This is a genomic window from Collimonas sp. OK307, assembly GCF_900113705.1.
Lineage (GTDB): Bacteria > Pseudomonadota > Gammaproteobacteria > Burkholderiales > Burkholderiaceae_D > Collimonas.
Window position 1 is genome coordinate 143,669 of record NZ_FOQI01000005.1, and the last position, 22,716, is coordinate 166,384.

Annotated in this window: 29 protein-coding genes; 27 read left to right on the forward strand and 2 right to left on the reverse strand. The window is 56.1% G+C overall.

Going from position 1 to position 22,716, the window contains the following annotated elements; genetic code table 11:
• The first annotated feature begins 40 nt into the window (after nt 1–40).
• From BM205_RS09020 to tatC, 24 genes are all read left to right on the forward strand, one after another.
• Nucleotides 41–1,504, forward strand: a complete 1,464-nt coding sequence (locus tag BM205_RS09020; RefSeq protein ID WP_092414169.1) for a glutamate synthase subunit beta — start codon at nt 41–43, stop codon at nt 1,502–1,504.
• 226 nt (nt 1,505–1,730) lie between these two features.
• A complete protein-coding gene (locus BM205_RS09025) occupies nt 1,731–2,534 on the forward strand; it encodes an ABC transporter ATP-binding protein (protein ID WP_092414283.1) in 804 nt (267 codons plus the stop codon).
• A gap of 8 nt (nt 2,535–2,542) precedes the next feature.
• Nucleotides 2,543–3,343, forward strand: a complete 801-nt coding sequence (mlaE, locus tag BM205_RS09030; RefSeq protein ID WP_092414284.1) for a lipid asymmetry maintenance ABC transporter permease subunit MlaE — start codon at nt 2,543–2,545, stop codon at nt 3,341–3,343.
• A 123-nt stretch (nt 3,344–3,466) separates the two neighbouring features.
• Nucleotides 3,467–3,940: an outer membrane lipid asymmetry maintenance protein MlaD gene (mlaD, locus tag BM205_RS09035; protein WP_092414170.1), complete on the forward strand. Its 474-nt coding sequence runs from the start codon at nt 3,467–3,469 to the stop codon at nt 3,938–3,940.
• The gene (locus BM205_RS09040; protein ID WP_092414171.1) at nt 3,937–4,674 is read left to right on the forward strand and encodes an MlaA family lipoprotein; all 738 of its coding nucleotides are present in this window, start codon (nt 3,937–3,939) and stop codon (nt 4,672–4,674) included. The genes mlaD and BM205_RS09040 overlap by 4 nt, the downstream gene beginning before the upstream one ends.
• A 127-nt stretch (nt 4,675–4,801) precedes the next feature.
• Complete coding sequence (locus BM205_RS09045; protein ID WP_092414172.1) at nt 4,802–5,425, forward strand: MlaC/ttg2D family ABC transporter substrate-binding protein; 624 nt, start codon at nt 4,802–4,804, stop codon at nt 5,423–5,425.
• A gap of 97 nt (nt 5,426–5,522) precedes the next feature.
• Complete coding sequence (locus BM205_RS09050; RefSeq protein ID WP_092414173.1) at nt 5,523–5,816, forward strand: STAS domain-containing protein; 294 nt, start codon at nt 5,523–5,525, stop codon at nt 5,814–5,816.
• Nucleotides 5,817–6,016: 200 nt separating this feature from the next.
• The gene (locus tag BM205_RS09055) at nt 6,017–6,970 is read left to right on the forward strand and encodes an ABC transporter ATP-binding protein (protein ID WP_092414174.1); all 954 of its coding nucleotides are present in this window, start codon (nt 6,017–6,019) and stop codon (nt 6,968–6,970) included.
• Nucleotides 6,970–7,725: an ABC transporter permease gene (locus BM205_RS09060; protein WP_092414175.1), complete on the forward strand. Its 756-nt coding sequence runs from the start codon at nt 6,970–6,972 to the stop codon at nt 7,723–7,725. Before BM205_RS09055 ends, BM205_RS09060 begins: the two co-directional genes overlap by 1 nt.
• Before the next feature lie 77 nt (nt 7,726–7,802).
• Nucleotides 7,803–8,045 (forward strand): BolA family protein, encoded by a 243-nt coding sequence (locus BM205_RS09065; RefSeq protein WP_092414176.1) that lies wholly within the window; start codon nt 7,803–7,805, stop codon nt 8,043–8,045.
• Nucleotides 8,046–8,113: 68 nt separating this feature from the next.
• A complete protein-coding gene (murA, locus tag BM205_RS09070; RefSeq protein ID WP_092414177.1) occupies nt 8,114–9,364 on the forward strand; it encodes a UDP-N-acetylglucosamine 1-carboxyvinyltransferase in 1,251 nt (416 codons plus the stop codon).
• On the forward strand, nt 9,361–10,008 hold the full coding sequence (hisG, locus tag BM205_RS09075) for an ATP phosphoribosyltransferase (RefSeq protein ID WP_092414178.1): 648 nt from the start codon (nt 9,361–9,363) through the stop codon (nt 10,006–10,008). The genes murA and hisG overlap by 4 nt, the downstream gene beginning before the upstream one ends.
• A 74-nt stretch (nt 10,009–10,082) precedes the next feature.
• Nucleotides 10,083–11,408, forward strand: coding sequence for a histidinol dehydrogenase (hisD, locus tag BM205_RS09080; protein WP_092414179.1), 1,326 nt, complete (start codon nt 10,083–10,085; stop codon nt 11,406–11,408).
• Nucleotides 11,409–11,433: 25 nt separating this feature from the next.
• Nucleotides 11,434–12,222, forward strand: coding sequence for a DNA-methyltransferase (locus BM205_RS09085; protein WP_092414180.1), 789 nt, complete (start codon nt 11,434–11,436; stop codon nt 12,220–12,222).
• A gap of 236 nt (nt 12,223–12,458) precedes the next feature.
• Complete coding sequence (gene hisB, locus BM205_RS09090) at nt 12,459–13,055, forward strand: imidazoleglycerol-phosphate dehydratase HisB (RefSeq protein WP_092414181.1); 597 nt, start codon at nt 12,459–12,461, stop codon at nt 13,053–13,055.
• Nucleotides 13,056–13,119: 64 nt separating this feature from the next.
• Nucleotides 13,120–13,758, forward strand: a complete 639-nt coding sequence (gene hisH / locus BM205_RS09095) for an imidazole glycerol phosphate synthase subunit HisH (RefSeq protein ID WP_092414182.1) — start codon at nt 13,120–13,122, stop codon at nt 13,756–13,758.
• A 116-nt stretch (nt 13,759–13,874) separates the two neighbouring features.
• Nucleotides 13,875–14,690, forward strand: a complete 816-nt coding sequence (gene hisA, locus BM205_RS09100; protein ID WP_092414183.1) for a 1-(5-phosphoribosyl)-5-[(5-phosphoribosylamino)methylideneamino]imidazole-4-carboxamide isomerase — start codon at nt 13,875–13,877, stop codon at nt 14,688–14,690.
• Complete coding sequence (gene hisF / locus BM205_RS09105; RefSeq protein WP_092414184.1) at nt 14,687–15,451, forward strand: imidazole glycerol phosphate synthase subunit HisF; 765 nt, start codon at nt 14,687–14,689, stop codon at nt 15,449–15,451. The genes hisA and hisF overlap by 4 nt, the downstream gene beginning before the upstream one ends.
• On the forward strand, nt 15,448–15,843 hold the full coding sequence (gene hisI, locus BM205_RS09110) for a phosphoribosyl-AMP cyclohydrolase (protein ID WP_092414185.1): 396 nt from the start codon (nt 15,448–15,450) through the stop codon (nt 15,841–15,843). Before hisF ends, hisI begins: the two co-directional genes overlap by 4 nt.
• Before the next feature lie 40 nt (nt 15,844–15,883).
• Nucleotides 15,884–16,261 (forward strand): phosphoribosyl-ATP diphosphatase, encoded by a 378-nt coding sequence (locus BM205_RS09115; RefSeq protein ID WP_092414186.1) that lies wholly within the window; start codon nt 15,884–15,886, stop codon nt 16,259–16,261.
• Nucleotides 16,262–16,333: 72 nt separating this feature from the next.
• Nucleotides 16,334–16,708, forward strand: a complete 375-nt coding sequence (locus tag BM205_RS09120; protein ID WP_092414187.1) for a histidine triad nucleotide-binding protein — start codon at nt 16,334–16,336, stop codon at nt 16,706–16,708.
• A 109-nt stretch (nt 16,709–16,817) separates the two neighbouring features.
• Nucleotides 16,818–17,027, forward strand: coding sequence for a Sec-independent protein translocase subunit TatA (gene tatA / locus BM205_RS09125; RefSeq protein WP_092414188.1), 210 nt, complete (start codon nt 16,818–16,820; stop codon nt 17,025–17,027).
• Between the two features lie 58 nt (nt 17,028–17,085).
• Nucleotides 17,086–17,586: a Sec-independent protein translocase protein TatB gene (gene tatB / locus BM205_RS09130; protein ID WP_092414189.1), complete on the forward strand. Its 501-nt coding sequence runs from the start codon at nt 17,086–17,088 to the stop codon at nt 17,584–17,586.
• 86 nt (nt 17,587–17,672) lie between these two features.
• Complete coding sequence (gene tatC / locus BM205_RS09135) at nt 17,673–18,458, forward strand: twin-arginine translocase subunit TatC (protein ID WP_092414190.1); 786 nt, start codon at nt 17,673–17,675, stop codon at nt 18,456–18,458.
• A 54-nt stretch (nt 18,459–18,512) separates the two neighbouring features.
• Here tatC and BM205_RS09140 read toward each other — a convergent pair whose 3' ends face one another.
• Together BM205_RS09140 and BM205_RS09145 are read right to left on the reverse strand one after the other, a co-directional pair.
• Entirely contained in the window at nt 18,513–19,199 is a 687-nt protein-coding gene (locus BM205_RS09140; protein WP_092414191.1) for a DUF2461 domain-containing protein, read from the reverse strand.
• A gap of 52 nt (nt 19,200–19,251) precedes the next feature.
• Complete coding sequence (locus tag BM205_RS09145; protein ID WP_092414192.1) at nt 19,252–20,418, reverse strand: S1C family serine protease; 1,167 nt, start codon at nt 20,416–20,418, stop codon at nt 19,252–19,254.
• 74 nt (nt 20,419–20,492) lie between these two features.
• On the opposite strand from BM205_RS09145, the gene BM205_RS09150 reads away from it, so the two are divergent.
• The 3 genes from BM205_RS09150 (at nt 20,493) to BM205_RS09160 (ending at nt 22,698) form a co-directional block, all read left to right on the forward strand.
• Nucleotides 20,493–21,260 (forward strand): Nif3-like dinuclear metal center hexameric protein, encoded by a 768-nt coding sequence (locus tag BM205_RS09150; protein WP_092414193.1) that lies wholly within the window; start codon nt 20,493–20,495, stop codon nt 21,258–21,260.
• A gap of 2 nt (nt 21,261–21,262) precedes the next feature.
• Entirely contained in the window at nt 21,263–21,649 is a 387-nt protein-coding gene (locus BM205_RS09155) for an RNA-binding S4 domain-containing protein (protein ID WP_092414194.1), read from the forward strand.
• A gap of 368 nt (nt 21,650–22,017) precedes the next feature.
• Nucleotides 22,018–22,698, forward strand: coding sequence for a TetR/AcrR family transcriptional regulator (locus BM205_RS09160; RefSeq protein WP_092414285.1), 681 nt, complete (start codon nt 22,018–22,020; stop codon nt 22,696–22,698).
• The last annotated feature ends 18 nt before the right edge of the window (nt 22,699–22,716 follow it).

Below are 22,716 nucleotides of genomic sequence, written 5' to 3' on the forward strand. Positions count from 1 at the left end.
CCGGCCACGGTGCGTCCTGCAGAGAAAATGTGAGTGAAAAATGGGAAAAGTAACGGGTTTTATGGAGTTTCAGCGGGTCGGAGAAACGTATGAAGCGCCGCTGGCACGTAAGAAGCATTACAAGGAATTCATCCTGAGTCTGAGCGATAGCGAGGCCAAGACCCAGGGCGCGCGTTGCATGGATTGCGGTATTCCATTTTGCAACAACGGTTGCCCGGTGAATAACATCATCCCCGACTGGAATGACCTGGTGTACCGCGGTGCTTATCACGAGGCGCTGGAGACTCTGCATTCGACCAATAACTTCCCGGAATTTACCGGCCGCATCTGCCCTGCGCCATGCGAAAGCGCGTGCACCCTGGGCATCAACAGCGACCCGGTAGGCATCAAGTCGATTGAGCATTTCATTGTCGACAAGGGTTGGGAAAACGGCTGGGTCGTGCCGCAGCCGGCACTGGTTAAAACCGGTAAAAAAGTTGCGGTAGTTGGTTCCGGGCCTGCAGGTATGGCGGCGGCGCAGCAGCTGGCGCGTATCGGCCATGACGTCACGGTGTTTGAAAAGAGCGATCGGGTCGGCGGCCTGTTGCGCTACGGCATCCCTGATTTCAAGATGGAGAAATCGCACATCGATCGTCGTGTCGAACAGATGGAAGCAGAAGGCGTGACTTTCCGCACCGGCGTTTTGGTCGGCAAGGATTTCCCGTCGAATGTGAACAACTGGGCCAAGAAAACCATTTCTCCTGAGGAGCTGAAGGCGGAATTCGACGCTGTAGTGATCGCTGGCGGCGCTGAACAGCCACGTGATTTGCCAGTGCCAGGGCGCGAGCTGAAGGGCGTGCATTTCGCCATGGACTTCCTGCCGCAGCAAAACAAGATCAACGCCGGCGACAAGGTCAAGGATCAGATCCTGGCCGGTGGCAAGCACGTGGTGGTGATCGGCGGCGGCGATACCGGCTCCGATTGCGTAGGTACTTCCAATCGCCAGGGCGCGGTATCGATCCAGCAGTTCGAGCTGATGCCGCAACCGCCGGAACTGGAAAACAAGCCGCTGGTATGGCCATACTGGCCGACCAAGTTGCGCACCTCCTCTTCGCATGAAGAGGGTTGCGAGCGTGACTGGGCCGTAGCCACCAAGCGCCTGGAAGGCAAGAACGGCAAGGTCGAGAAATTGATTGCAGCCCGCGTCGAGTGGAAAGACGGCAAGATGCAGGAAGTGCCGAATTCGGAATTCGAAATGAAGGCTGACCTGGTGTTCCTGGCCATGGGCTTCGTCTCGCCGGTGGCGCAGGTGCTGGAGGCGTTTGGCGTCGACAAGGATGCACGCGGTAACGCCAAGGCCACTACCGACGGCGACGGCTGCTACAAGACTTCGGTCGACAAGGTGTTTGCGGCGGGCGACATGCGTCGCGGCCAGTCGCTGGTGGTATGGGCGATCCGCGAAGGCCGTCAATGCGCGCGCGCAGTCGACGAATTCCTGATGGGAGCATCGGTTTTGCCGCGCTAATAAACCAACTGCAATTCACGGGCGGTTGCGCAGCAAACAGAGAAAGAGCATGTCAGTGGCAACACCGGCGTGCTTTTTTTTCAGCAACAAGAATTTTGCACATGCATTCAGGCAATAGGCAAACTGTTGTAATAGCGGGACATATCAGTCTGTCTACTATTGGCGCGCTCTGAACGATTGTCGCATTTGCACTACAATAGCCCCTTTGATTTATCCGGTGAGCGGTGTGGCAAATATCGTCGAGATTCGTGATCTGCAATTTGGCTATGGTGAGAGGTCGATTTTATCGGGACTCAACATGGATTTTGCTCGTGGCAAGGTGATCGCCGTGATGGGCGGTTCCGGCTCCGGCAAGACCACCATATTGCGGCTGATCGGCGGCCAGCTGCGGCCGCAGGCAGGTAGTGTCAAGGTCGACGGCGAAACGGTGCACACGTTATCGACTTCAGCCTTGTATGCGCTGAGGCGCAAGATGGGCATGCTGTTCCAGAGCGGCGCCTTGTTTACCGACCTGACCGCATTTGAAAACGTAGCCTTCCCGTTGCGCGAACATGCCGATTTGCCCCAGGATTTGTTAAACAAGCTGGTGTTGCTGAAATTGAATGCGGTTGGCTTGCGCAATGCCGCGCAATTGAAGCCGTCAGAAATTTCCGGCGGCATGGCAAGGCGGGTAGCGCTGGCGCGTGCGATAGCCCTGGATCCGTCGCTGATCATGTATGACGAACCGTTCGCCGGTTTGGACCCGATTTCCATGGGTGTGACGGCCAATCTGATCCGCAAGCTCAATGATGCGCTTGGTTCGACCAGCATCCTGGTGTCGCATGACGTCCATGAATCGTTTGGGATTGCCGACTACGTCTATTTCCTGTCGCAAGGGCAAATCGTGGCGCAGGGTACACCGGCAGAAATGATGGCTTCGACCCATCCATACGTGAAACAATTCGTCAACGCTGAACCGGACGGTCCGGTGCCGTTCCACTATCCTGGCAAGTCGTTGTCCGAGGATCTAGGATTGAAGGGGCGCGCTTGATGCTAGATATGTTTGATGCTGTCACTAAATTTGTAGCCAATTCTCTTGCCGCAGTCGGGCGCACCTTGCGCGAGTCGATTACCGGCCTGGGTGCGGCTGCACGGATGTTTTTTGCGATTTTGCGCGCCTCTGGCGGCCTCTGGCGGCGCCCTCGGCTGATTACCGACCAGATCCATTTCATCGGCAATTACTCGCTGATCATTATTGGCGTATCGGGATTGTTCGTCGGTTTCGTATTGGGTCTGCAGGGGTATTACACGCTCAATAAATATGGTTCCGAACAGGCGCTGGGTTTGCTGGTGGCGCTGTCGCTGGTACGTGAACTGGGGCCGGTCGTAACCGCGCTGCTGTTCGCCGGCCGCGCAGGTACTTCGCTGACTGCGGAAATCGGCTTGATGAAAGCCGGTGAGCAACTGTCGGCAATGGAAATGATGGCGGTCGACCCTATGCAACGGGTGGTCGCGCCGCGTTTCTGGGCCGGTGTGGTGGCTATGCCGATGCTGGCAGCCTTGTTCAGCGCGCTGGGTATATTCGGCGGCTACCTGGTCGGGGTCAAGCTGATCGGCGTCGATGAGGGCGCGTTCTGGTCGCAAATGCAGGGCGGGGTAGATGTTTGGCAAGATATTGCTAACGGCGTCTTGAAGAGTATTGTGTTTGGCGTCGCAGCGACCTTTATCGCAGTATGGCAAGGATATGAAGCAAAGCCGACGCCGGAAGGTGTTTCCAGGGCAACTACGCGCACAGTGGTGATTTCTTCGCTGGCGGTATTGGCGCTGGACTTCCTGCTGACAGCGTTGATGTTTAATTAATTAGTTGCGCTGATTTTTTGCGCGCAAAGTAATCCGCAGCGCGCTTTTGCGGAGCGCTTTACTTCTCGTTACTATTTTCTTGGGGATTGTTCGCCTCAAGTGGTATTTTTAAGGTGATGAATCATGCAACAAAAAACCGTAGACGTATGGGTGGGCATATTTGTGTTGGTCGGGATACTGGCTTTGGGTTTTCTGGCGTTGAAAGCCGGGAACCTGAGCAGCTCTACGTTCAACAAAACCTATCCGGTAGTGACTAAGTTCGACAATATCGGCGGCTTGAAAGTGCGCGCTTCGGTCAGAAGTGCCGGAGTGGTGGTCGGACGGGTTGCATCGATCAATTTCGACGACAAGAATTTCCAGGCAGTGGTGACCTTGAATCTGGACGAGCGTTACCAGTTTCCAGAAGACAGTTCGGCCAAGATCCTGACCGCAGGCTTGCTGGGTGAGCAATATATCGGTATCGAGGCAGGTGGCGCCACCAAGAACCTGGCTGCCGGCGACCGTATTAAATTAACACAATCTGCGATTGTGCTGGAGAACCTGATCAGCCAGTTCTTGTACAGCAAAGCCGCCGATGTAAAGGATACAGAACAATGAAAATCATGAATCGTCTGGGCTCGCTGGCCTTGGTTGCAACGCTGGCCGGCTGCGCCACCACAGCCAGCAATCCGCAAGACCCACTGGAGGGCTTTAACCGTGCCGTGTTCAGCTTCAACGATACGCTAGACAAAGTCGCCCTGAAGCCAGTTGCTACCGCTTACCGGAACTGGCTGCCAAGCTTTGTGCAGACCGGCGTCAATAATTTCTTCGGTAACCTGGGCGATGTCTGGAGTTCGGTTAACGGCTTCTTGCAAGGCAATGTTGCAGACGGCACATCGGACGTGATGCGGGTTGCGGTCAACTCGACGCTCGGCCTGGGCGGTTTGCTGGATATCAGCTCGGAAGCCGGCTTGCAGAAACACAACAAGGATTTCGGCCAGACTTTGGGCAAATGGGGTGTCGGCTCCGGTCCTTATCTGGTGCTGCCACTGTTCGGGCCATCGAATATTCGTGACACTGCAGCGTTGCCGGTGGATTTTTACGGCGACATATGGTCGTACAAATACCCGGTCCGCTGGCGCAATACGGGTTCTGTGGTACGTTTGATCGACAAGCGCGCAAATCTGCTGGATGCAGGCGATCTGCTGGAAGGTGCGGCCCTGGACAAGTATGAGTTCGTGCGCGATGCGTATACACAACGCCGCGAAAGCCAGATTCACGGCAACGCGGACGATAATGGCACAGGGGATAAGGCAGATAAACCGGCCAAGTCCAAGTCGACCGACGAATGATGATTGACGATTGAGGAATGATTGCGAGCGCCGGTTGGAACCGACGCTTGAAATTGCCGTCTCAGGACCGATATATAGCGCGTCTGAGGCGTGGCCTCTAACAACTACTAAGATTGTTAAAATACTTATGAAAATTTTTAAAAAATACCTGGCGCTGTCGTTGACTGTCGGCAGTCTGTTATTCACCGCAGCGGCACAGGCGCAGGAAGCGCCTGACGCGCTGGTCAAGCGTATCAGCCAGGACGTGCTGGATACCGCCAAGAACGACAAAAGCATCCAGGGCGGTAACCAGCAACGCATCCTGGCGCTGGTTGAAGAAAAGATCATCCCGTATGTCGACTTTGAGCGCATGACTTCCCTGGCGGCTGGTCGCTATTGGCGTGATGCAACTGATGATCAGAAGAAACAACTGATTACCCAGTTCCGCAGCTTGCTGATCTATACCTACTCCGGCGCCCTGTCGCAGGTGCGCGATCAGAAGATCGATTTCAAGCCGATGCGTAGCGATCCGGCAGATACAGACGTCGAAGTGCGTTCACAGGTGATCCAGCCGCGCGGCGAGCCGATCCAGCTGAATTACCGTATGGAAAAGGCTGGTACAAGCTGGAAGATTTATGATGTCAACGTGTTGGGGGCTTGGCTCGTTGAGTCATATAAGGGTTCGTTTGCGTCCGAAATCGGCAGATCCGGCGTTGATGGCTTGATCAAGGTGCTGGCGGACAAGAACAAGGCGCGCGCCGCCAAGAAATAAATGAGGTCGGGAAAGAGTCGGAATGCCGCTCCAAGGTGGCAAAAGCCACTTTTCCCCTTATTTTGCTGGTTTTTATGCAATTTGTTGATTGACTATTATGTTCAGGCCATCTCACTCGCTTACTGTCGGTAACGCCAAAGTCACTCTGGAAGAGGGCTTGCGTGCGATCGCCGGTGGCGAGACCGAGATCGACCTGAGCGACGTGGTGGCGGTCGATTCGGCCGCCGTTGCCACCTTGCTGGCATGGCAATGTGCGGCCCTGAATCAAGGGCTGACTCTGCATTTCTCCAGTTTGCCCGCCAATCTGGAAAGCCTGATCGACTTGTATGGCGTGACAGAATTGTTATCGCCTGCGACGGTGATTGTTGCCGCCAGTACACTGCATCATTGAGCTTTACCTTTCCTCTCCTTCTTAGCATGCCGGGTTTGTCGTTGTCGCCGGGCCCTCGCAGCAAAAATCCAATATAATCAAGGGTTACGCCACTTATCTGGGTCCAGGATGGCTCCAGAGACGGAATCGGCAGCAGAATCGTCAACGAATCGTCGACATTGCTGCGGCGTCCCCAATTTAAGAATATTTAGCAAGGCACTATGGCGGCCATTCAAATCACCAACGTCAAGAAACGTTACCAGTCCTTGCAGGCACTGGGCGGCGTTTCCCTGACCATCGAAGAAGGCGAATTCTTCGGTTTGCTAGGCCCTAACGGCGCCGGCAAAACCACCTTGATTTCGATCATCGCCGGCCTCAACCGGCCGGACTCCGGCAACGTCACGATTCACGGCCACGATGTGATCAGCGACTATCGCGCAGCGCGCCGCAACCTTGGCGTGGTGCCGCAAGAGCTGGTATTCGATCCGTTTTTCACAGTGCGCGAAACCTTGCGCATGCAGTCCGGTTATTACGGCCTGAAGAATAATGACAAGTGGATCGACGAGGTAATGGAAAACCTCGACCTGACCAGTAAGGCCGATACCAATATGCGCGCGCTGTCGGGCGGCATGAAGCGGCGGGTGCTGGTAGCGCAAGCGCTGGTGCACAAACCACCGGTAATCGTGCTGGATGAACCGACCGCGGGGGTTGACGTTGAATTACGACAAACCTTATGGCGTTTCATTTCGCGCTTGAATCGTGAAGGCCACACCGTGGTCCTGACCACGCATTACCTGGAAGAAGCGCAGGAACAGTGCAACCGCATCGCCATGCTCAAGCTGGGGCAGGTGGTGGCGCTTGATACCACGTCAGCGCTTATCAAGCGGATTGCCGGTTCGCAGCTGCTGGTCCAGTTATCCAGCGGCAGTCTGCCAGAGGCTTTGCAGCACTTGGTGCTGCATGCGGACGGCGGCAAGTTCGCCTTGCGCGTTAACGAATATGCCGATGTCGAACCGATCCTCGCTTCCTTGCGCCAGGCCGGCGCAGTGATTGAAGACATGCAGCTGCAACAGGCGGACCTGGAGGACGTGTTCCTGCAGATCATGGATAGCAAGGTCAGCGCCAACGGTTTCAATGTCTACGCTGACGAATACAACGCAGGTGGAGTCAAATGATGGTCGGTTTCCAAACGCTGTTTTACAAGGAAGTGCTGCGCTTCTGGAAAGTAGCGACGCAAACCGTCGGTGCGCCGATCCTGACAGCCTTGTTGTACTTGCTGATTTTCGGCCACACGCTGAAAGATCACGTCGAAGTTTATCCGGGAGTGCAATACACGGCGTTCCTGATTCCAGGCCTGGTCATGATGAGTGTGTTGCAAAATGCCTTCGCCAATACCTCGTCGTCGTTGACACAGTCGAAAATGACCGGCAATCTGGTGTTTGTCCTGTTGCCGCCGTTGTCGCACTGGGAGTTGTATGGCGGCTATGTGCTTGCCTCCGTGGTGCGTGGCGTTGCGGTTGGTTTCGGCGTATTTGTGATCACGGCCTGGTTTGGCAATCTGTCCTTTGTGGCGCCGTGGTGGATTATTATTTTTGCCTTCCTCGGCGCAGCGCTGCTTGGCACCATGGGTTTGATCGCCGGCATCTGGGCGGACAAGTTCGATCAGCTGGCGGTATTCCAGAATTTCCTGATCATGCCGCTGACTTTTCTCGCCGGCGTGTTCTATTCGATTAAGTCGTTGCCGCCATTTTGGCAAGCCGTGTCGCATTTGAACCCGTTCTTTTATATGATCGACGGTTTCCGCTATGGCTTCTTCGGCCAGTCGGATATCAATCCGCTGATCAGCCTGGCGGTTATTTGCATCTCGCTGACGTTGCTGTCGACCCTGGCGGTGCAGATGCTGAAACGCGGCTACAAGCTGCGCCATTAAGCTCTGCCGATATGCGGGCCAATACGTTTCGATTCGTTCAGTTTGTTCACATTTGTTCAGTTAGCCGGTAAAAAATTATGTTCCCTACACCCGATCTCGTTAAAAGTTACATCGCCGCCGGCCTCGACTGCTCGCATCTGGAAGTCGAGGGCGACGGCCAGCATTTCAAGGCGGTGATCGTGTCGGCAGCGTTTGCCGGCAAGCGCCCGATACAGCGCCATCAGATCGTGTACGCAGCGTTGGGCGACCGCATGCGCGAAGAGATTCATGCACTGTCGATGAAGACGCTGACACCCGAAGAATTTCAAGACAATAACTAAGAAGTGGGGTGGGCAAGTTTTTTGCCCGCGCTGCAAGATGCAACTAATAATTTCAGCGAGAAGTAATAATGGATAAATTATTGATACAAGGCGGTAACCGTCTTTCCGGCGAAATCACCATTTCCGGCGCAAAAAATGCGGCGCTGCCTATCCTGTGTGCGGGTTTGTTGAGTTCAGATCAGCTGCATCTGAGCAACGTGCCGAACCTGCACGACGTATCGACCATATTGAAGCTGTTGCGCCAGATGGGATTGAAGGCGACCCAGGACGGCCATTTCGTGACGTTGCAAGGCGACGCCATCACTAATCTGGAAGCGCCGTACGAAATGGTGAAAACCATGCGCGCATCGATCCTGGTGCTAGGCCCGTTGCTGGCCCGCTTTGGCGAGGCGCGCGTGTCGTTGCCGGGCGGTTGCGGCATCGGTTCGCGTCCGGTCGACCAGCACATCAAAGGCTTGCAAGCGATGGGCGCCGAGATTTCGATCGAAGCCGGCTACATCCATGCCAAGGCCAAGAAACTGAAGGGCACGCGCGTCGTTACCGACATGATCACCGTCACCGGCACCGAAAACCTGTTGATGGCAGCGACCCTGGCTGACGGCGAGACCGTTCTGGAAAATGCTGCACGCGAACCCGAAGTCACCGACCTGGCTAATTTGCTGGTGGCGATGGGCGCGAAGATCGACGGCATCGGTACCGATCGCCTGACGATTCAAGGCGTGGACAAGTTGCACGGCGCAGAGCATGCAGTGATTGCGGATCGTATCGAGACTGGCACTTTCCTGTGCGCGGTAGCTGCAACCGGCGGCGACGTCATGTTGAAGAACACCCGTAGCCATATCCTCGATGCCGTACTCGACAAATTGCGTGAAGCGGGCGTGATCCTGACTTCCGGCGATGACTGGATTCGCGTGCAGATGGCGGCGCGGCCAAAGGCAGTCAGTTTCCGCACTACCGAATATCCTGGCTTCCCGACCGACATGCAAGCGCAGTTCATGGCCATGAACAGCATTGCCGAAGGCACCAGCCATGTCACTGAAACGATCTTTGAAAATCGTTTCATGCACGTGCAGGAAATGAATCGCCTCGGCGCTGCTATCGATGTGCAGGGCAATACCGCCATTATCAAAGGCGTCGACAAGCTGGTCGGCGCACCGGTCATGGCGACCGATTTGCGCGCCTCGGCTTCGCTGGTGATCGCCGGCCTGGTAGCGCAGGGCGAAACCCTGATCGAGCGCGTTTATCATCTGGATCGCGGATACGACCAGATGGAACGCAAGTTGTCGGCAGTCGGCGCGAATATCGAAAGAATCAAATGAGCCAGAAGTTAACCCTGGCCTTGTCCAAAGGCCGCATCTTTGAAGAAACCTTGCCGTTGCTGAAGGCAGCAGGGATCGAGGTCACCGAAGATCCGGAAACCTCGCGCAAGCTGATCCTGCCGACTAACGATCCGCAAGTGAACGTGATCATCGTCCGCGCTTCCGACGTGCCAACCTACGTGCAATATGGCGCCGCCGATTTCGGCGTGGCCGGCAAGGACGTGTTGCTGGAGCATGGCGGCGAGGGCTTGTATCAGCCGATCGACCTGGAGATCGCAAAATGCCGCATGTCGGTGGCGGTTTCGGCCGGCTTCGACTACGCCAGCGCGATCCGCCAGGGTGCGCGGTTGCGAGTTGCCACCAAATACCTGCTGACCGCGCGTGAACACTTCGCGGCCAAAGGCATGCACGTCGACCTGATCAAATTGTACGGTTCGATGGAACTGGCGCCGCTGGTCGGGCTGGCCGATGCGATTGTCGACCTGGTCAGTACCGGCGGCACGTTGCGCGCCAACAACCTGGTCGAAGTCGAACACATCATGGATATCTCATCGCGGCTGGTGGTCAACCAGGCGGCCTTGAAACTGAAGCGCGAACGGTTGCAACCGATCCTGGATGCATTCGAAAAAGCTTCGACGAAATAATCCGACTGTAAAGCCCGGCTGCGGCTTGGTTCCGCAACCGGCAAAACGAACGCAACGGAAACAACGGAAGCAACATGAGCATAGCAATCAGAAAACTCGATGCGGCGCAGCCGGATTTCCAGGCGCAGCTGACAGCCGTGCTGGCCTTTGAAGCTGGCGAAGATGAAGCCATCGACCAGGCCGCGGCGCGGATCCTGGCCGATGTCAAAGCGCGCGGCGACGCTGCCGTGCTGGAATATACCAATCGCTTCGATCGTCTCAGCGCCAGCAGCGTGACTACGCTGGAAATCGGCCAGCAGGAATTGCAGGATGCCCTGGCGCAGCTGTCGCCAGAACGCCGCAGCGCCTTGCAAACAGCGGCCGACCGTGTGCGCGCCTACCATGAGCGTCAAAAAACCGAATGCGGTTCGGATGGCTTCAGCTACACCGAAGCCGACGGCACCGTATTGGGACAGAAAGTCACGCCGCTGGACCGCGTCGGCATCTACGTCCCGGGCGGCAAGGCGGCTTATCCTTCATCGGTGCTGATGAATGCGATTCCAGCCAAGGTCGCCGGCGTGCAGGAAATCATCATGGTGGTGCCGACCCCGGACGGCATCAAGAATCCGCTGGTGCTGGCGGCTGCAGCCATCGCCGGCGTCGATCGCGTATTCACCATCGGCGGTGCGCAAGCCGTGGCGGCGCTGGCATACGGTACCGCCAGCATTCCGCAAGTCGACAAGATCGTCGGCCCCGGTAATGCCTATGTGGCTGCCGCCAAGCGCCGCGTGTTCGGCACGGTTGGCATCGACATGATTGCCGGGCCGTCGGAAATCCTGGTGATCTGCGACGGCACTACCGATCCCGACTGGATCGCCATGGATCTGTTTTCGCAAGCGGAGCATGACGAATTGGCGCAGTCGATCCTGCTATGTCCTGACGCCGACTATATCGCCGCTGTGGAAGCCAGCATAAACCGGCAACTGCCGTTGATGCCGCGGCACGAAGTGATCCGCACTTCGCTGACCGATCGTGGCGCGCTGATCAAGGTGCGAGACCTGGAACAAGCCTGCGAAATCGCCAACCATATCGCCGCCGAGCATCTGGAAATCTCGACCGGGAATCCGCAGCAATGGGCTGACCGGATCCGTCATGCCGGCGCCATGTTCCTTGGCCGTTTTTCATCGGAAGCGCTGGGCGATTACTGTGCCGGGCCGAATCACGTGTTGCCGACTTCGCGCACCGCGCGTTTTTCGTCGCCGCTCGGGGTCTACGATTTCCAGAAGCGTTCCAGCATGATCAACATCAGCGAGGCCGGCGCCCAGACACTGGGCAAAGTCGCTGCGGAACTGGCTTACGGCGAAGGCTTGCAGGCGCACGCACGTTCAGCAGAATATCGTCTGAAAGATAGTCCGCTATGACAGCGGCTGCGGCAGCGTGGCAGTCATGAGCGACGACTGGATCGACCGCATCTATGGCGAAGACGCGCTGCAGGGTTTGCAGCGCATTCCCGATGGCTCGGTCGATCTGTTGCTGGCCGATCCGCCCTACGGCCTGGGCAAGGATTACGGCAACGATTCCGATAAGCTCGATACCGCAGCTTATCTGCTCTGGACTGAAGAATGGATAGACGCCGCGTTGCCAAAACTGAAACCGAACGGCAGCCTTTACATTTTCCTGACCTGGCGTTTCTCGCCTGAAATTTTCGTCATGCTGAAGCAGCGCATGATCATGAATAACGAAATCATCTGGGATCGGCGGGTACCGTCGATGGGTGGCGGCACCCGGCGCTTTTCCTCGGTGCACGACACCATCGGATTCTTTGCCCGCGCCAAAGACTATTATTTCGATCTGGATGCTATCCGGATTCCCTACGACGCAGAAACCAAGAAAGCCCGTTCACGTTCGATTTTCGTCGGCGCCAAATGGCTGGAGCTGGGTTACAACCCGAAGGATGTCTGGAGCGTCTCGCGCCTGCACCGCGAACATCGCGAGCGGGCCGACCATCCGACCCAGAAGCCGCTGGAAATCGTCGAACGGATGATCAAGGCTTCCTGTCCTCCGGGCGGGATCGTGCTGGATCCCTTCATGGGCAGCGGCACCACTGCAGTGGCGGCGCGTCGTTGCGGCCGCCGGTTTGTCGGCTTTGAGCTGAATCCGGAGTATTGTGCTTTGATTGAGCAGCGACTGGCCCAGTTGGATAGCAAGAAGCCCGATGAGCGGGCGCTGGCGTAGCTTTTACTTGAATAGCAACACTGATAGCGATTATCAAAGCCAGGATTAGCGGGAAAGCATGAAAATGTCGGTAAAATGGCGGTGCGGCTCAAAAGGCCGCACCGATCAAGCTTCACTAGTGACTAGCGGAGAAGCGACAACAATCTAGATCTTAAATCAGATCGTCGAATAATTTAGTACACTTACCTCCACGGCGCCTGTGCGCCATCACATAGCAAATTGGTCTCAAGCTCAACATGTCTACGCCTCGAACTGCATCGATCACGCGCAATACCAATGAGACGCAAATCCGCGTCTCCATCAATCTGGACGGCACCGGCCAGCAAAAACTGAATACCGGCGTACCGTTCCTGGATCATATGCTGGATCAGATTGCACGGCATGGCTTGATCGACCTGGATATTGAAGCCAATGGCGACCTGCATATCGACGCCCACCACACTGTGGAAGATGTCGGCATTACTCTGGGGCAAGCATTTGCCAAGGCGATGGGCGACAAAAAGGGTATCCGCCGCTACGGCCACGCTTATGTGCCGCTGGATGAAGCGTTGTCACGCGTGGTGATCGATTTTTCCGGCCGGCCCGGACTTGAATTCCATGTACCGTTCAAGCGCGCCATGATTGGCGGTTTCGACGTCGATCTGACCCACGAATTTTTCCAGGGTTTTGTCAATCACGCACTGGTATCTTTGCATATCGACAACCTGCGCGGCGAAAATGCCCATCATCAATGCGAAACCGTTTTCAAGGCGTTTGGCCGCGCGTTGCGCATGGCTACAGAGCTGGATCCACGTTCCGCCGGCACCATTCCTTCTACCAAAGGCAGCCTTTAAATTTAATGCGGCTGGCGCAAAAATTTAACTACCCGGCATTTTTCCCCGGACTTGAATCTTTATCATGAACAAAATTGTTGTGGTTGACTATGGCATGGGCAACTTGCGCTCAGTGGCGCAAGCCCTGCGTCAGGTGGCGCCAGAAGCTGATGTCCTGATTTCCGGCACGATTGCCGATATCCAGGCTGCCGACCGCCTGGTCTTGCCTGGCCAAGGCGCGATGCCGGACTGCATGCGCAGCTTGCGTGAATCCGGGCTGCAAGAGGTATTGCTGGAGGCGGCGCGCAGCAAGCCGCTGCTGGGCGTTTGCGTCGGCGAGCAAATGCTGTTCGACGTGAGCGAGGAAGGCAATACGCCGGGCCTCGGTTTGTTGCCCGGCAAAGTAGTGCGCTTTCGCCTGGACGGCCAGTTGCAAGACGACGGCTCGCGTTTCAAAGTGCCGCAAATGGGCTGGAATCGCGTCCGCCAGGCGCAAACTCATCCGCTGTGGAACGGCGTTGCCGACCAGGACTATTTTTATTTCGTGCATAGTTACTATGCGGTGCCGGCCGATGCTGCGCATACCTTTGGCGAGACCGAATACGGGGCGCCGTTTAGCTGCGCGGTCGGCCGTGATAACATTTTTGCGACACAGTTCCATCCGGAGAAAAGCGCCAGCGCAGGTTTGCAGTTGTACAAGAATTTTGTGCAATGGAAACCTTGAGCGTATTTCAGCGTGTTTTTTGGCGTTTTCCCTGCGCTTTTCCCTGAATTTAAGCCGATACTTTTCAGATCCTTATTCAGATTTTTAACTGACCTCATCTCATACAAATTGTAGCCATGCTGCTGATACCTGCCATCGACCTCAAAGACGGTCACTGCGTACGCCTGAAACAAGGCGATATGAACCAAGCCACAGTATTTTCCGATGATCCGGGCGAAATGGCCCGCCATTGGCTGATGCAGGGCGCACGTCGCCTGCATCTGGTCGACCTGAATGGCGCGTTTGCCGGCAAGCCCAAGAACGAACCGGCGGTCAAAGCCATCATCAAGGCAGTGCGCGAATTTGCCGTGCTCAACGGCATCGAAGAAATCCCGGTGCAGCTGGGTGGCGGCATCCGCGACCTCGATACCATCGAACGTTATCTCGACGACGGCTTGAGCTACATCATCATCGGCACCGCTGCGGTCAAGAATCCAGGCTTCCTGCATGATGCCTGCAGCGCGTTCCCGGGCCAGATCATCGTCGGCCTGGATGCCAAGGATGGCAAGGTAGCCACCGATGGCTGGAGCAAGCTCTCCGGTCACGAAGTGATCGACCTGGCCAGGAAATTCGAAGATTACGGTTGCGCATCGATCGTGTATACCGACATCGGCCGCGACGGCATGATGGGCGGCGTCAACATCGAAGCCACCGTCAAGCTCGCGCAAAGCATGACGATTCCTGTGATCGCTTCCGGCGGCGTCCACAACGTCCACGATGTGGAAGCATTGTGCGCGGTGCAGGACGAAGGCATCGAGGCGGTGATTTGCGGTCGTTCGATTTATGAAGGCACGCTCGATTTGCGTTCGGCGCAAGAACGCGCCGACGAGTTGAGCGACGACATGTTCATCGACCAGGATTTATCGGAGCAGCCCGACGCTGACCAGCCATGACGCTTGCCAAACGCATCATTCCTTGCCTCGATGTGACCAATGGCCGCGTGGTCAAGGGTGTCAATTTCCTTGAGTTGCGCGATGCCGGCGATCCGGTCGAAATAGCCCGTCGTTACGACGAGCAGGGCGCGGACGAACTTACGTTCCTCGACATCACGGCCTCGTCCGATAATCGTGACCTGATTTTGCCGATTATCGAAGCGGTTGCATCGCAGGTGTTTATTCCGCTGACTGTGGGCGGCGGCGTGCGCGCGGTGGAGGATGTGCGTCGTTTGCTGAATGCCGGCGCCGACAAGGTTGGCATCAATACTTCCGCTGTCACCAATCCGCAACTGGTGGCGGACGCCGCCGCTAAGTACGGCTCGCAATGCATCGTGGTCGCCATCGACGCCAAGCAGGTCGCACCGGGCAAATGGGAGGTGTTCACCCATGGCGGGCGCAAGGCCACCGGCCTTGATGCCATCGAGTGGGCGAAAAAGATGGAGCAGCTAGGCGCGGGCGAAATTCTGCTGACCAGCATGGACCGCGACGGTACCAAGGTCGGTTTCGATCTGGCCCTGACCAGCAGCGTCTCCAACGCCGTGACGATCCCGGTGATCGCCTCGGGTGGCGTCGGCGGCTTGCAGGACCTGGCCGACGGCATTAAGATCGGCCGTGCCGATGCAGTGCTGGCAGCAAGTATTTTCCATTATGGTCAACATACTGTGCAAGAAGCCAAGCAGTTCATGGCGGCACAGCAGATTCCGATGAGGTTGGCATGAGCAGCGTGAGTTGGTTAAACAAGGTGAGATGGGATGAACACGGCCTGGTGCCGGTGATTGCCCAGGAACTCGGATCGAACGATGTGCTGATGTTCGCCTGGATGAATCGCGACGCTTTGGCGAAGACGGTTGCGCTGGGCGAGGCGGTCTACTGGAGCCGCTCGCGCAAGAAACTGTGGCACAAGGGTGAAGAATCCGGCCATGTGCAGAAAGTGCACGAAATCCGCCTCGATTGCGATGAAGACGTGGTGTTGCTGAAAGTGACCCAGGCCGGCGATATTGCCTGCCATACCGGCCGTCATTCCTGCTTCTTCCAGAAGCTTGAGAGCAGCAGCAATACCTGGGAAGCGGTCGAGCCGGTGTTAAAAGAACCGGACGATATCTACAAGTAAATTTTGTTTTTATAAATAAAAAATCGGATCTGAAGCAATCATGAGTGAAACTCTACAGCGCCTGGCTGCGGTCATCGAATCGCGCAAACCGGCAAACGGCGGCGACCCCGAAACCTCGTACGTCGCGCGCCTGTTCGCCAAGGGTGACGATGCGATTTTGAAAAAAATCGGCGAGGAAGCTACCGAAACCGTGATGGCCGCCAAGGATGCGCGGGTAGACGGTGACGTTTCCCATGTGCTGTATGAATGTGCCGATTTGTGGTTTCATTCGATGATCATGCTGGCCCAGTTCAACCTGACTCCACAAGATGTGCTGCAGGAACTGGCGCGGCGCGAAGGCTTGTCTGGCATCGAAGAGAAGGCCAACCGCAAGCTGACGGCGCGCGAACAGCAAGAAACTGACAAGCGCAAGATCTGAGTCGTTTGAGGAACGCTTAAAAGCCGTACCGTTCCAGCATCGTTCAAGAATCGTTTAGACCCCGGAGATAATTTGGAAAATTGTATTTTTTGCAAAATTGCAGCCAAGCAGATTCCCTCGAAAGCGATCTATGAAGACGATGACCTGATCGCCTTCCATGATATTAATCCGGCCGCGCCTGTCCATTTCCTGATCGTGCCCAAGCAGCATATTCCGACTCTCGCCGATTGCACTGAGGCACATGCCGCTTTGTTGGGTAAAATGGCGTTGTTGGCGCCGCGCCTGGCGCAGGAACAGGGCTGTGGTTACCAGCCGGGCGAGCAGGGTGGCGAGGCCACTGGCGGTTACAAGACGATATTCAACGTCGGGCCAGACGGCGGCCAAGAGGTGTACCATTTGCATATGCACGTTATTGGCGGACCAAGGCCATGGCGCGGCCAACGCTGAACCAGCTGAATCCGGGTTTGGCGGCAAATGCGCTGCACGCGGCTGGTAAGGATTTAACGGTTAATTTGACTTAGAAGGATCGGACAATTTGTCCGACAAGGAGAAAAAAATGGGTTCGTTCAGCATTTGGCACTGGTTGATCGTGCTGGTGATTGTCATGTTGGTGTTTGGCACTAAAAAAATCGGCAATATGGGTTCCGACCTGGGCAAGGCAGTCAAAGGCTTCAAGGACGGCGTCAAGGGTGAAGAAGAAAAACAAGCCGCCGACAAAGAGGCGATTGACGTTGCAACCAAAGAAAAGGACAAGTCCGGCAACTGATCCATTGCGGCCGGCGCTAGCCTTAAGCCGGCCTGAATGATGTTTGCCGCTCCTTCCCATGATCGATATTGGCCTTACTAAACTTGCTCTGATTGGTGTCGTTGCACTGGTTGTTATCGGGCCGGAAAAATTGCCGACCGTAGCGCGCATGGCGGGCTCTCTGTTCGGCCGCGCGCAACGCTACATCAATGAAGTCAAATCCGAAGTCAGTCGCGAGATGGAGCTGGATGAATTGCGCAAGATGCAGCAGGAAGTGCAGGAAGCGGCTAGCGATATCGAGCAAAGCATCTCCCGTAGCGTCTCGGATACCAAGCAGTCGCTGCATGACGCCTGGAACGATAGCGGTGTCGGTAGCAATACAGCGGACAGTTTTAATGTCGGCCAGCTAGCGGTCAAGGCCAAGAGTTTTCGCAAGAAAAAACTGGCGCGTACCAGCGCCATCCCCGCCTGGTACAAACAACAAAGCGGCCAGAAGGCACGTGTCTTGTCCGGCGCCGCACGTGTTGCGAAATATCGCCCGGCCAGCCAAAACAAGGCTTCCGGTTCATTTTTTTCATGATTTCATACTTGCGGCCAGCAACATTTGTACCCGGGGCTGCAGCTTGAGATCCGCAAATTCGCTTGTTTGCCATACACCGTGCTCCCATGACTGAAGAACAAAAAACCAGCGGTTTCGAAAAAACCGGCGGCGTCGAAGAGACGTTCATTTCGCATCTGGTGGAATTGCGCAATCGCATCATGAAGGCGTCGATTGCGGTGATCGTGGTGTTCCTGTGCCTGATGCCTTGGGCCGCCCATATCTACGATTTGCTGGCAGCGCCCATGCTGGCGGCTTTGCCGGTGGGGAGCAAGATGATTGCTACCGGCGTCATCACGCCGTTCCTTATTCCGGTCAAGGTGACCTTGCTGCTGGCCTTTGTGATTGCGCTGCCGTGGGTGCTGTACCAACTGTGGGCGTTTATCGCACCAGGCTTGTATACCCATGAAAAGAAGCTGATCGCGCCGCTGGTGATTTCATCGTCGGCATTGTTTATCACCGGCGTCGCGTTTTGTTATTACCTGGTATTCGGAGTGATCTTCCACTTCATCAACAATTTCGCGCCGAAATCGGTCTCGGTGGCGCCGGATATCGATAGTTATTTCGATTTTGTGATGACCATGTTCATCGCCTTCGGCATGACTTTTGAAGTGCCTATCGTGGTCATCGTACTGGTGCGCATGGGCCTGGTTTCAGTGGAAAAGCTGAAATCGATCCGTCCTTACATCATTGTCGGCGCCTTCGTGGTGGCGGCAGTTGTGACGCCACCGGACATCATGAGCCAGCTATTGTTGGCCGTGCCTTTATGCCTGTTATTCGAGATCGGCTTGCTGGTGGCGCCGATGTTCGCCAAGGCGACGCAGGCGCCGGCTGAATCGGAAGATACTATCTGAATTCACGGAGCGGCTGCCCGGCCGCTCGTGCTTATTTGGCCTACTCGCAGTGACCTATTCGGCTATCGGGGTTTTGACCTGTCGTAACCAGCTGACCAGCGGGTAGGCGTCTTTAAAGCCCGTTACCAACTCTTTCTCCAGCGCATCCGATAACATCTTCTTCAACGGCTGCTCTTTCCAGACGATGAAGTTCTTCAGCTTGATATATTCGATGTGCGGCGAGTCTGCATCAAAGCCTTTAGGCGGACGCGTCAGTTGCCCCTCGGTCTGCAAATCGCCGTAAGCCTCCTTGAATTTCTTGTTTTTCAGCAGTTTGCCAAAGCCGTTTGCATCGGCAATCACTTGCAGGCGAATCGCCCGCAAACGGTCTGCCGGCGGCATGTATTCGCCACCGGCGATGAGCAGGGTGCCGCTGGCGTCGATATGGAAGTAATAAGCCGGACCACCGCCCTGGCTTGGTTTCTTCAGGCCACTGGCGGTGATGGATGCCGAGAAGTAGGTTTTATACGGGCTCTTATCGTGCGAGAAGCGCATGTCGCGGTTGATCCGGAATAGCGCTTTCTTTGGATTGCAACCGGCAATCGCCGGATCGAATTTGCTGATCTGGGCGATCAGGCGCACTACCAGTTCCAGAAATTCGGCACGCAAGATATCGTATCGCGGCTTGTTCATGACGAACCAGGCCCGGTTGTTATTCTCTGATAGTTCGGCGAGGTATTGCGTCAGATCACGTACGTGCATTACGGGTTTCCTTTGTGCGATTGTGCAATTGCGGGTGGACAGGACCGCGCATCTATTCTTGAACCCGTTTCATCGGCGGCCGCTTGCCGACTACGGCTTCCACCGTGGTTTCCTGCGCCTTGCGCAACACCGTCAATTTTGTTTTGGTGCCGGGTTGCAGCTGGGCGATCAGATTGGTCATGTCGTTGCTGTCGGTAATCGGCTTGCCGTCGATCGCCACCAGGATATCGCCCGGTTTCAAGCCCGCCTTGTCGCCCGGACCATTCTTGATCACGCCGGCGATGATGGCGCCGGTGCTTCGGTTCAAGCTAAAGCTCTCCGCCAGTTCCGGGGTGATATCCTGCGGTTCGACGCCAATGAAGCCGCGCACCATATGACCGGTGTTGATGATCGATTCCATGACGGTTTTTGCGGTAGTCATCGGTACCGCGAAACCGATCCCGAGTGAACCGCCGGTGCGTGAGTAGATGGCGGTATTGATGCCGATCAGGTTGCCGTTGGTATCAATCAAGGCGCCGCCGGAATTGCCCGGGTTGATCGCAGCATCGGTCTGGATGAAATTTTCAAACTGATTGATGCCCAGGTGGCTTCTGCCCAGCGCCGAAATAATCCCCATGGTGACGGTCTGGCCGACGCCGAACGGATTGCCGATCGCCAGTACGACGTCGCCGACACTGGCCTGGTCGGCACGGCCCAGCGTGACCGCAGGCAGGTTCGGCAAATCGATCTTGATCACGGCCAGATCGGTTTCCGGATCGGTGCCCACCACTTTGGCACTGGCGGTGCGGCCATCGGCCAGCGCCACTTCGATTTCATCGGCGGCTTCGACCACATGGTTATTGGTCAGGATATAACCCTGCGAACTGACAATGACGCCTGAGCCGAGGCTGGACTGCTTCTCGTCCGCATCGTCGCCGCGATCGCCGAAGAATTTCCTGAGCAGCGGATCTTCCATCACTTCCGGGCTGACCGGCTTGGCGTCTTTGCTGGTGAAAACATTGACCACTGACGGCATCGCCCGCTGTGCGGCCTGGCGATAAGAACCCGGCGTCGGCGTTCCCGGCGCGGCTTCTTGCAACGGCACCTTGGAGGTGGCGATGTGCAAGGGCGAGCTGGTCAGGCCACCGTTTATCCATTCCGGCTTCAAGGTCGTTACAATGAACCAGATCGCTAAACCGACGGTGATGGTTTGCGCAAATAACAGCCAGAAGCGTCGCATAGTGAAGTCTTAGGTTAAGTAAAAATCGTAAGTAAAACTCGAAAATCGGAGTAAAGAACCGTGAGGCAAAGACCATGAATCAGAAATCGGTAAATCGCGATGAACTCGCAAAATATCTTGCCGAAGCATTAAATATTACACAGTTCCGTGATTATTGCCCAAATGGCTTGCAGGTGGAAGGACGGACTGAAATCAGGCGTCTGGTGACGGGCGTTACCGCCAGCTATGCATTGCTGGAAGCTGCTGTGACCACTGGCGCAGACGCGATTCTGGTGCATCACGGGTATTTCTGGCGCGGTGAGGACGCGCGTGTCGTTGGCCCTAAGCGCAAACGCCTGAAATTGCTGTTGACGCATGACATCAATTTGTTTGGCTATCATTTGCCGCTCGATGCCCACCCGGAGTTTGGCAACAACGTGCAATTGGCGCAGCAATTGGATCTGCTACCGAATGGCCGCTTCGGCGAGGATAACCTGGGCTGGCTGGGAACAGTGAGCGATCCGCTGGTCCGGACCGTGGGCGATCTGGCCAACCTGATCGAGCGCCGCCTGCATCGCACGCCGGTCCTGATCGGCGACCCGTCGCAGCCATTGGGGCAGATTGCCTGGTGCACCGGCGCTGCGCAGAATTTGCTGGGCGATGCGATCGCCGCCGGGGTCGGGGTATACATCAGCGGCGAGATTTCCGAGCCCACCGTGCATCTGGCGCGTGAAACCGGCGTAGCTTACCTGGCCGCCGGTCATCACGCGACCGAACGCTATGGGGTGCAGGCCCTGGGGCGCCATCTGGCAGAGCGTTTCGGCTTGCAGCATCAATTCATCGATATCGATAATCCGGTGTAATCATGAGTAAAACAGTCGAAGCAGTGCGTATCGACAAATGGTTATGGGCGGCGCGGTTTTTCAAGACCCGCACGCTGGCGAGCGATGCGGTCGATAACGGCAAGGTCCGGTTGAACGATGAGCGGACCAAGCCCGCCCACAACCTCAAAATCGGCGATATCCTGGCAATCGACAATGGCGCCAGCGTCTGGGAGGTGACGGTATTACTTTTGAGTGATACCCGCGGCTCGGCGGCAATTGCGCAGACGCTTTATCGGGAAACCGAGCAAAGTGTGGTGAAGCGCGCAACGCTGGCAGAAGATAGAAGGTATTTCCGTGAGCCGACCATGGAGATTAAAGGGCGGCCAACCAAGCGCGACCGCCGTCTGCTGGACAAGACGCAATCCTAGATCCGGCAAGCCTCTGGAAAATCATTGTTTGGTGCCATTTTGACATCGCACCTTCGCAATTTTCGGGCTAGCTTGGAGCTGCCCGGAACGTTTGCAGCTACCAACTCTCTCAGTCGGGCCGTCCAAACAGGCGTCCGACCTGTTTCGAGGGGGTTCTCGGTAGAACTGCGCCTCTAAGTCGCTGTTTGACATTTCGATTCTGGTGCATAATAGTACGAGCGTTCGCATTCATGTTTGAAAGCTGCTTTTTAAACTGTTTTCACACAAGATGCCGATCGCATCAAGACTCATTAGCCAGACTCATTAGCCAGGCATAACCAGACAAAGGTAGGACTATCGTGGCACATACTGACATGCCGCCGAAATTCATGCGTAAAGGCGAACTGACGCGCGCAGCGATTCTCGACGTCGCCATTACGCTGGCGAGCCGCGACGGCCTTGAAGGTCTGACGATCGGCTTGCTGGCCGAAAAAATGAACATGAGCAAGTCCGGCGTGTTTGCCCACTTCGGCTCGCGTGAAGACCTGCAGATCGAAGTGGTGAAGCTGTACCACCGTCAGTTCGAACAGGAAGTATTTTATCCGAGTATCAAGGAAGCACGCGGCTTGCCACGCCTGGAAGCCATGTTCGGGCGCTGGATCCGGCAGGTGACGATTGAAATCGCCTCCGGTTGCATCTATATCAGCGGCGCGGTCGAGTACGACGATCGTCCCGGTGAAATCCGCGAACAACTGGTCTCCATGGTGCGCACCTGGCAGGAAGCTTTGCACCGTTGCACCGTGCAGGCAATCGAAGCCGGTCATCTGCGTGCCGATACCGACGCCGAACAGCTGGTCTATGAAATGTACGGCCTGATCCTGGGCTTGCATCACGACGCACGTTTTCTGAAAAAGGCCGGCAGCGTGGAACGCGCTCAAAAGGGCTTTGATCGCCTGATCGACAGTTATCGCGATCCGCAATCTGCTCCAGCTGCGACATCGGCTGTAAAAAAATCCTCACAAACGAATCAAAAAATCGCTGCCAAAACGTCAGCTAGATCAATCCAGTAAGTACAATCATCAGGAGAG